The sequence below is a fragment of the Craterilacuibacter sp. genome, from assembly GCF_051659485.1.
GTDB lineage: Bacteria > Pseudomonadota > Gammaproteobacteria > Burkholderiales > Chromobacteriaceae > Craterilacuibacter.
Genome location: NZ_JBOFOO010000230.1, coordinates 1 through 8,160 on the forward strand (window position 1 = coordinate 1; position 8,160 = coordinate 8,160).

Annotated in this window: 10 protein-coding genes and 1 pseudogene; all 11 read right to left on the reverse strand. The window is 60.9% G+C overall.

The window, feature by feature from the left end; translation table 11 throughout:
* Positions 1 to 380 (reverse strand): retention module-containing protein (locus ACRC1E_RS08170; RefSeq protein ID WP_438514606.1); only part of this gene is annotated, 380 nt, incomplete at its 3' end.
* Between the two features lie 208 nt (positions 381 to 588).
* The gene (locus tag ACRC1E_RS08175; protein WP_438514607.1) at positions 589 to 1,182 is read right to left on the reverse strand and encodes a response regulator transcription factor; all 594 of its coding nucleotides are present in this window, start codon (positions 1,180 to 1,182) and stop codon (positions 589 to 591) included.
* Positions 1,183 to 1,185: 3 nt separating this feature from the next.
* A complete protein-coding gene (locus ACRC1E_RS08180) occupies positions 1,186 to 2,589 on the reverse strand; it encodes an HlyD family type I secretion periplasmic adaptor subunit (protein ID WP_438514608.1) in 1,404 nt (467 codons plus the stop codon).
* Positions 2,589 to 4,754 carry a type I secretion system permease/ATPase gene (locus ACRC1E_RS08185; protein ID WP_438514609.1) on the reverse strand — a complete coding sequence of 722 codons (2,166 nt, stop codon included), beginning with the start codon at positions 4,752 to 4,754 and terminating at the stop codon, positions 2,589 to 2,591. Before ACRC1E_RS08185 ends, ACRC1E_RS08180 begins: the two co-directional genes overlap by 1 nt.
* 183 nt (positions 4,755 to 4,937) lie before the next feature.
* On the reverse strand, positions 4,938 to 5,297 hold the full coding sequence (locus ACRC1E_RS08190) for a DUF2069 domain-containing protein (protein WP_438514610.1): 360 nt from the start codon (positions 5,295 to 5,297) through the stop codon (positions 4,938 to 4,940).
* On the reverse strand, positions 5,294 to 6,028 hold the full coding sequence (tatC, locus tag ACRC1E_RS08195) for a twin-arginine translocase subunit TatC (RefSeq protein ID WP_438514611.1): 735 nt from the start codon (positions 6,026 to 6,028) through the stop codon (positions 5,294 to 5,296). The genes ACRC1E_RS08190 and tatC overlap by 4 nt, the downstream gene beginning before the upstream one ends.
* 379 nt (positions 6,029 to 6,407) lie before the next feature.
* Positions 6,408 to 6,552 (reverse strand): annotated as a pseudogene (locus ACRC1E_RS08200) (Sec-independent protein translocase subunit TatA/TatB); the annotation flags it as partial.
* 12 nt (positions 6,553 to 6,564) lie between these two features.
* Positions 6,565 to 6,771 carry a Sec-independent protein translocase subunit TatA gene (tatA, locus tag ACRC1E_RS08205; protein ID WP_438514612.1) on the reverse strand — a complete coding sequence of 69 codons (207 nt, stop codon included), beginning with the start codon at positions 6,769 to 6,771 and terminating at the stop codon, positions 6,565 to 6,567.
* A gap of 65 nt (positions 6,772 to 6,836) precedes the next feature.
* On the reverse strand, positions 6,837 to 7,160 hold the full coding sequence (locus ACRC1E_RS08210; protein WP_438514613.1) for a histidine triad nucleotide-binding protein: 324 nt from the start codon (positions 7,158 to 7,160) through the stop codon (positions 6,837 to 6,839).
* A gap of 15 nt (positions 7,161 to 7,175) precedes the next feature.
* Positions 7,176 to 7,505, reverse strand: a complete 330-nt coding sequence (locus ACRC1E_RS08215) for a phosphoribosyl-ATP diphosphatase (RefSeq protein WP_438514614.1) — start codon at positions 7,503 to 7,505, stop codon at positions 7,176 to 7,178.
* 111 nt (positions 7,506 to 7,616) lie between these two features.
* Entirely contained in the window at positions 7,617 to 8,009 is a 393-nt protein-coding gene (gene hisI / locus ACRC1E_RS08220) for a phosphoribosyl-AMP cyclohydrolase (RefSeq protein ID WP_438514615.1), read from the reverse strand.
* Positions 8,010 to 8,160 lie beyond the last annotated feature (151 nt).

Here is an 8,160-nt window from a genome sequence, read left to right on the forward strand (position 1 = left end):
CCGTGGCCGCCGTCGGCGGCGCCACCGCCGCTCAGGCCGGCGGCGGTTTCTTCCAGTACCGAGAGCGGGTCTTGGTTATTGTTCAGCGCGGCGATCACGCGTTCGGCTTCGGCGCTGATGGGGGCGACGCGGGCTTCGCTGGCGTCGACGGCATTGGGCAGCAGGGTTTCTTCGGCCAGCAGTACGGTGCGGCCACCATCGAGATTGACCAGTTGGCCATCGGGGCGGGAGAAAGCCAGTGCGGCGCCCTGCGCCAGTTCGATGCGCTCGCCAGCGAGGATGATGTCGCCGGCCTTGAGCAGGCGGCTGCTGCCGTCGGCGGCTATCGCCTTAACTACGCCCTGAATGGAAACAACCTGACCCTGTGCCTGATTCGCCATGATAAACCCCAAGTGACAATATGCTGATGTTGTCAGGTTAGCGGTTTGCGTATGGCGAAAGTATTGTACTGAAGGGCAGTGTGGCTAAACGGCGACAGGCCGGCGGGATGGATGGGATTGGGGATTGGGGAGGAATCGCGGCTGAAGCCGCTCCTACGTGCCGCTCCTGCTAGCCGCTTCGACTAACTGCTGCGGACAAGCCGGCCGCTCAGGCCAGTTTCAGCAGCAGTTGCAGGCGGTCGTCGACGCCGAACTTTTGGAACAGGCTGCTTAAGTGGGCCTTGACCGTGCGCTCGGCGATATCGAGTTCGCGCGCGATGTCCTTGTTGGCCATGCCGCGCTTGAGGGCGGTAACGACTTCGGCTTCGCGCGCCGTCACCCGCTCGCGCCAGGCTTCATTGCCGGCGGCTGGCAGCCGGCTGCCCAGCTGGCCGCACAATAGCGAGAGCAGTTCGCGCCCGACCCAGCTGGAGCCGGTTTCCACCGTAGACACTACCTGCTGCAGCAGGTCGGGGGTGGAATAGGCATGGGCATAGCCGGCGGCGCCGCACTGTAGCCAGGCCAAGCCCTCGGCATTGTCCGGGTTGGAGCTCATGGCGATCACCCGCGCGCGCCGGCATAAGGCCGGCCAGTCGGCATCATTCAGGCCGGGCAGCGCCAGATCGACCAGCACCAGCTGATCGTTTTCCAGCAAACCGGCCAGCGTGGCCGTATCGGTCACGCGCCAGCAGCGCTCGCGCCCCAATACCGCGCGCCAGCTATCGGCCAGGGCTTCACTCAGGGTCAGCAGCAGGATGGTCATGGTTTAGCGCTCGCTTAATGCCGCAGCCTTGGCGCGCAGCACCGGCTTGAGCAGATAGGACAGGATGGATTTCTTGCCGGTCATGATGTCGACTTGCGCCACCATGCCCGGAATGATGGGCAACTGGGCCTCGCCCAGACGCGAGCCCTTGGTGCGCACCTTGACGATATAAAAGGCATTGCCCTTTTCATCGGTAATGGTGTCGGCACCGATACCTTCCAGCACGCCTTCCATGCCGCCATAGATGGTGAAGTCGTAGGCGGTGTAGCGCACCACGGCGCGCTGCCCGGGGCGCAGGAAAGCGATGTCGCGCGGGGTGATGCGTGTTTCCAGCAGCAGGGATTCGTTCAGCGGCACGATTTCGGCGATGTCCTTACCCGGTTGCACTACGCCGCCTATGGTGTTGGTCAACAGGCGCTTGACCTCGCCACGCACCGGGCTGCGGATCTCGGACAGTTTGACCTTGTCTTCCAGCCCGACGCTGCCTTCGGACAGGCTGCCCATCTTGCCCATGGTTTCCGATAGCTCGATGCTGGCCTGATTGCGAAAAGCCAGCTCCACTTCCTGTATCTTGCGCTGCGCTTCGCCTATCGCCGCCTGAATGCGCGGAATCTGTGCGCCGACCATATCGCGCTCGCCACGGTAGCGCGACACATCGCGCTCCAGACGCAACAGGTCGACATCGGACACCGCGCCGGAGGCTTTTAGCGGCCGGGTAACGGTCAGCTCGCGGTTGGTCAGCTCGTAGCCCTGCACCGCCTGCTCGCGCCGCGCACGCGCTTCATTCAGCTCTTGGCTGCGCTGCGCCAGTTGCTGGCGGGCGATCGACACGTTGGCATCCAGCTCCAGCCGGCGCGAGGTATACAGATCCAGTTCCTGGCGCGCGATATCGGGGGCGCGCTCGCTGACTTCCGCCGGCATCACGAAGGCTTGCCCGGAGGCGATGGCTTTGAGCCGCGCTGCCTTGGCCACTTGCGACAAATACTGCGCCTGATTTTCCCTGAGCGAGGACACGAAGCGGGTGTTGTCCACCTTGAGCAGCAACTGCCCCTTCTCCACAATCTGGCCTTCCTTGACCAGAATCTGCGAGACCACGCCGCCATCCAGGCTCTGCAGATGCTGGTTCTGCCCGGACGCCACCACCTTGCCCTCGCCGCGCGACACTTCATCCACCTTGGACAAGGCGGCCCACAGGATGGCGACCACAAACACCGCCGCCATCAGCCAGATAAAGAGGCGCGGACGCTGCGGCTTTTGCTCCAGGATGGCCCAGTCGGCATCGGCAGCAAAGTCATTGCGGTCGACCACATCCTTGGCCGCCGCCCAGTCCATCAGTTTGTCCCAGTAGGGTGCGCTCCGGCGCTGGGCGCGGCCCGTCCACTCTTTGGCGCGTGTTTTCCAATCCATTATGCCGCCCTCCCGACTTTACCCTGCTGCAGGGCGTCCACCACTTGTGCCTTGGGGCCATCGGCCACGATGCGGCCCTGATCGATCACGATCAGGCGATCGACCAGATCCAGCAGGCTGTTGTTGTGGGTCACCAGAATCATGGTTTTGCCCGGCAAGATGGTACTCAGCGTCTGGCGGATTTGCGACTCGGAGGTGTGGTCCATATTGCTGGTCGGCTCGTCCAGCAGCAGGATGGGCGGGGCATTGAGCAGGGCGCGTGCAATGGCCACCGCCTTGCGCTGGCCGCCGGACAGCGATTCGCCGCGCTCGCCGATCAGCATGTCGAAGCCTTGCGGGTGGCTGTTGATAAAATCGGTCAGCCCGGCCTGCTCGGCCGCCGCCGCCACGCTGGCGTCGTAGGCATGGGGCGAGCCCATCGCGATGTTTTGCCGCATGCTGCCGTAAAACAGTACCGCATCCTGCGGCACATAACCGATATTGCGCCTGAGTTCGGCCGGATCGATCTGCTTGATGTCGATGCCGTCAACGCGGATAGCGCCTTCGCCCGGCTGAAACAGGCCGAGGATCAGCTTTTGCAAGGTGCTCTTGCCCGAACCGACGCGGCCGATAATCGCCACCCGCTCGCCCTGCCGGATGCTGAACGACACATCCTTGAGCGCCACCATCGGGTTGGCCGGATAGCTGAAGCTGACATTGCGAAACTCGATCTCGCCCTTGAAGTGGGTGCGGTGAAAGAAGGCGGCGTCTTTCTCGCGCTCGACCGGCATCTTCATAAAGCCGTCCAGCGAAGCCAGGGAAGTCTTGGCATTGTGGTATTGCGTCATCAGGCCCACCACCTGGCCCAAGGGCGCCATGGCGCGGCCGGACAGCATCACCGCCGCAATCACCCCGCCCATGGAGACATTGCCCAGCATGATCATATAGACACCGACCACCAGCATGCCGACCGAGACCAGTTGCTGGATAAAGCCGGCAAAGTTCTGGGTACTGGACGCCAGCAGCTTGAGGCGCGAGCCCACTTGCGCCAGAAACAGGGTCGATTGCTCCCACTTGCCCTGCAGTTCGCCTTCGGCGGCCAGCACCTTGACCGTCTCCAGATTGGACAGGCTTTCCACCAGATGCGCATTGCGCTGCGAGGCGGCGCGCAAGGTGGTCTCGGCCAGTTCTTCCATCTTGCCCTGCACCAGCAGGGTAAACAGCAGCATCAGCACCGTGCCGACAATGACCGGTATCGCCATCCATGGCGAGATCCAGATGATGACCAGAATAAAGATCAGCAGGAAAGGCAGGTCGATCAGGGCGGTGATGGAGGCCGAGGCGATAAAGTCGCGTATGGTTTCGAAGGCACGCAAGTTGGCGGCAAAAGCGCCCACCGAGGCCGGGCGCGCCTCCATGCGGATGCCCAGCACCCGCTCCATAATCAGTGCCGACAGGGTGACATCCACCCGTTTGCTGGCCAGGTCGACCAGATAGCCGCGCGACAGCTTGAGCAGAAAATCGAAGACCAGCACCAGCGCCCCGCCGATGGCCAGCACCCACAGGGTGTCGGTGGCCATATTCGGCACCACGCGGTCGTAGACATTCATCGAGATCAGCGGAAAGACCAGCGCAAACAAATTGATCAGGAAAGCCGCCATCAGGGCGTCGCGATACAAGGGCCCGCTGGAAAATATGGTCTGCCAGAACCAGTGGCGCGAGCGGATATGCGCCAGCTCCGGGGTGCGCTTTTCATACTGGAAACGCGGCTTCACCAGAATGGCGATGCCGGCATAGCGGGTATTCAGCGTTGCCAGCGGCAGCTCGACCACGGCATCCGGCAACTCGGCATAGCTGATGGACACCGTCTCGCCGGCCACCGCACGCAGGATGCAGGCGTCGTTATTGTCCAGCAGCAGCACTGCCGGCAGCAATTCTTCGCGCAGGGTTTCCAGCGGCTGGCGTACCACGCGCGCAGTCAGGCCGATACGCCGCGCCGAGCGCGCAAACATGGAAGGCGATAGCCGGTTATTGCTCAGCGGAATGCCGGCCAATAGCGATTCGCGCGTCGCGTTCAGGCCAAAGCCGCGCGACAAAGAAAACAGGCAATCGAGTAAGGGATCGAGATGCGTCGCTTGCTGGCTGAAGCCGCTGCTCTCGCTGACGGGTGCCGTGTGGTAAGCCATAGTAACCTTTTGCAACAGTGCTGCCGCTGCCAGCGGATAGCGTGGCAATGCCGGCCATAATTTAAGCCATGATAATACCCCAAGTGGATAATTAAAAATTTATTTATATGGTGCTGTTATTTGATATTAAACAACAATGCAACACACGGAATCAGGCAGGCCACCGGATGGCGGCCTGCCGGCTTAATGCGCGGGGTGTGCAGCAGCCGGGCGGCCAGTGCGGATAAACATCAAAACCGAAACAAAGTAGATCGTGGTCAGCGCGATTTCGCCCCAGGCCAGTTGCTGGCTCAGGCCGCTATCGCTCCAGCCGCGCATCACGCCTTCACCGAAGAAGGCCAGAATGAACATGCACGACCACTGGTAGGTATACACCCGCCCCTTGAGGATGCCGGGCAGCGGCAGCAATAGCAGGGCCGCCTTGAGCACCAGCCACGAGCCGCCGCTACGCAGCGGTGCCCACCACAGCTCCCAGCCCAGATTCAACAGGATCAGTGCGATCAGGCTGACGATGGCGCCCCAGTGAAACCAGGATTGCTTCATGTCGTCTCTTCCTTGGCCGTCGGGCCCTTGCCCAGGAATACCGATATCAGGATGCCGCACTCGTACAGTATCCACAGCGGCACGGCCAGCATGATTTGCGACAGCACATCCGGCGGCGTGACGATGGCGGCCACCACGAAGGCGCCGACAATCACATAAGGCCGGCCCTGACGCAGTTGCTCGATGCTGACGATCCCCATGCGCGTCAGCACGATCACGATCACCGGCACCTCGAAGGTCACGCCAAAAGCAACGAACATACCCAGCACAAAGGACAGGTATTTATCGATATCGGTCATCATCGCCACACCGGTCGGCGTGACGGCGCTCATAAAGCCGAACACCACCGGGAATACCAGATAGTAGGCAAAGGCCATGCCGATAAAAAACAGCAATACGCTGGAGATGACCAGAGGCGCGATCAGGCGCTTCTCGTGCTGGTACAGGCCGGGCGCAATAAATCCCCAGACCTGATACAGGGTATTGGGCAGCGAAATCAGGAAGGCCACCAGCATGGTGACCTTGACCGGTACGAAAAACGGCGCGGTCACGTCGGTGGCTATCATCTGCGCACCGGCAGGCAAGACGTCCATCATCGGTTTGGCCAGCAGGTGATAAATGTCGCCAGCCCAGTTAAACAGGGCGACAAACACGATCACGATGCCGGCCACGGCGCGCACCAGTCGGTTTCGCAACTCGATCAGGTGGGCAAGCAACGGCTGTTCAGTCATTGATACTCGTTATGCGGAGGTTTAGCGGCGGGTGCCGACACCGGCGGATCAAACAGATCCAGCTGGTTTTCATTCGGCGCCAGCAGCTCGGGATAGTCGCCATGGCCATCGTCGCGATGGGCGGCGGCAATCAGCACATGCGGATCGATATCGGCAGCGGGAACCGGATCGGCCACGCTGGCTTGCAGCGTCTGCTTCGCCTCGCTAAACGGCGCCGCCACCTCCCCGGCCATCTCGTGCAAGGCATTTTGCTGCTCGCTCACCACCTGTTTAACTTCATCCACTTGCTCTTGCATCTGCGAACGGAAGCTTTCGGCAGTACTGCGAATATCCTGCGTAATGCCCAACAGGCCACTATCGGTGGCCTGCTGCTGCACATCGGCTTTGACGCTGGAGACAAAACGCTGGGCACGGCCGACCAGTGCGCCCAGGGTACGGGCAACAGTAGGCAGGCGCTCGGGGCCGAGAATGATCAGCGCGACTATGCTGATCAGGATGATTTCGCCAAAGCTGATTTCAAACACGGCGTGCCGCGCTTATTTCTTGTCGGAATCGGCGTCGACATCGATCACGCGGCCGGCTTCCGGCGCCTTGCTCTTGTCGTCGCCTTCTTTCATGCCGTCCTTGAAGCCCTTGACCGCGCTACCCAGATCTGCCCCCACATTGCGCAGTTTCTTGGTACCGAAGACCAATACCACAACCACCAGAACGACCAACCAATGCCAGATGCTGAAGGAACCCATTTTGCTTTACCTTAAATAACGATGCCGCGCCGCCACTAAAGCGGCACAGCGATTGAATAATCAAATCAGGCCGGATGGCCGAATACATGCAGGTGCAGGTGGAACACTTCCTGCCCGCCCCCCACTCCGGTATTGATCCCGCACTTGAAGCCGTCAGCCATACCCTGTTCGGCGGCCAGCTTGGGTGCCAGCAGCAGCATACGCCCCAATAGCGCCTGATGCGTGTCTTCGCACTGCACCAGACTGGCAAGATGCAGCTTGGGGATGATCAAAAAGTGCACCGGCGCAATCGGCCGGATATCGTGAAAGGCGAGAAAATCATCGTCTTCATACACTTTTTTCGATGGAATCTCTCCCGCCGCAATCCTGCAAAACAGACAATCGCTCATTGCATGCGCTCCGGTTTAGGGTTGCGGCTGACGCGCCAGTTTTTCATCGATGCCGGAAATGCCTTCGCGCCGCTTGAGCTCCATCAGCACGTCTTCGGGACGCAGGCCGTGATGCGCCAGCAGCACCATGCTGTGGAACCACAGATCGGCCATCTCGCGCACCAGATGCAGGCGGTCGCCATCCTTGGAGGCCAGCAGCACCTCGGCGCTTTCCTCGGCCACTTTTTTCAGAATGGCGTCTTCGCCTTTCTTGAACAAGGAAGCCACATAAGACGACTCGGTCGCTGCCTCGCGGCGGGCTTCCAGCGTATCAGCCAGTTGACTGAGTATCTCGGTATTGATCATCAGACTGTCCTCGGGACGGATCGGCAAAAGTATAAGATGGTTTTATTGCAAGGTTGTGAAAATTTGATAAGGAAAAACCTTAGTTTTGCGCCGGATCAAGCTTGCGCCCATTCAGGCGCGATAAATTTGCGCCGGATCCTTGATGACGGCATCCACGGTCTGCCAGCCGCCCTGCTGGTAGCGGCGATAAAAGCAGGACTCGCGCCCGGTGTGACAGGCAATGCCGCCCGCCTGTGCAATCTGCATCACGATCACATCGCCATCACAATCCAGCCGTAGTTCGGCAACGGTCTGAGTATGGCCGGACTCCTCGCCTTTTTTCCACAGTTTCTGCCGCGAACGGCTGTAGTAGTGGGCGATGCCGGTATCGGCCGTCAGCTGCAGTGCCTCGCGGTTCATCCATGCCACCATCAGCACGCGCTGCGTCTTTTCATCCTGGGCGATGGCGGTCACCAGACCGTTGGCGTCCCACTTTACTTCATCCAGCCACGGGCTGTTGTTCATGGTTTTCCTATGCACTCGGGACTCGGGACTCGGGACTCGGGACTCGGGACTCGGGACTCGGGACTCGGGACTCGGGACTCGGGACTCGGGACTCGGGACTCGGGACTCGGGACTCGGGACTCGGGACTCGGGACTCGGGACTCGGGTTTCA

Bases quoted from the DNA above. Each gene is read 5' to 3' on its own strand.
- ACRC1E_RS08175 (WP_438514607.1), bottom strand. From the start codon at position 1,182: ATGACCATCCTGCTGCTGACCCTGAGTGAAGCCCTGGCCGATAGCTGG.
- ACRC1E_RS08180 (WP_438514608.1), bottom strand. From the start codon at position 2,589: ATGGATTGGAAAACACGCGCCAAAGAGTGGACGGGCCGCGCCCAGCGC.
- ACRC1E_RS08185 (WP_438514609.1), bottom strand. From the start codon at position 4,754: ATGGCTTACCACACGGCACCCGTCAGCGAGAGCAGCGGCTTCAGCCAG.
- ACRC1E_RS08190 (WP_438514610.1), bottom strand. From the start codon at position 5,297: ATGAAGCAATCCTGGTTTCACTGGGGCGCCATCGTCAGCCTGATCGCA.
- tatC (WP_438514611.1), bottom strand. From the start codon at position 6,028: ATGACTGAACAGCCGTTGCTTGCCCACCTGATCGAGTTGCGAAACCGA.
- tatA (WP_438514612.1), bottom strand. From the start codon at position 6,771: ATGGGTTCCTTCAGCATCTGGCATTGGTTGGTCGTTCTGGTGGTTGTG.
- ACRC1E_RS08210 (WP_438514613.1), bottom strand. From the start codon at position 7,160: ATGAGCGATTGTCTGTTTTGCAGGATTGCGGCGGGAGAGATTCCATCG.
- ACRC1E_RS08215 (WP_438514614.1), bottom strand. From the start codon at position 7,505: ATGATCAATACCGAGATACTCAGTCAACTGGCTGATACGCTGGAAGCC.
- hisI (WP_438514615.1), bottom strand. From the start codon at position 8,009: ATGAACAACAGCCCGTGGCTGGATGAAGTAAAGTGGGACGCCAACGGT.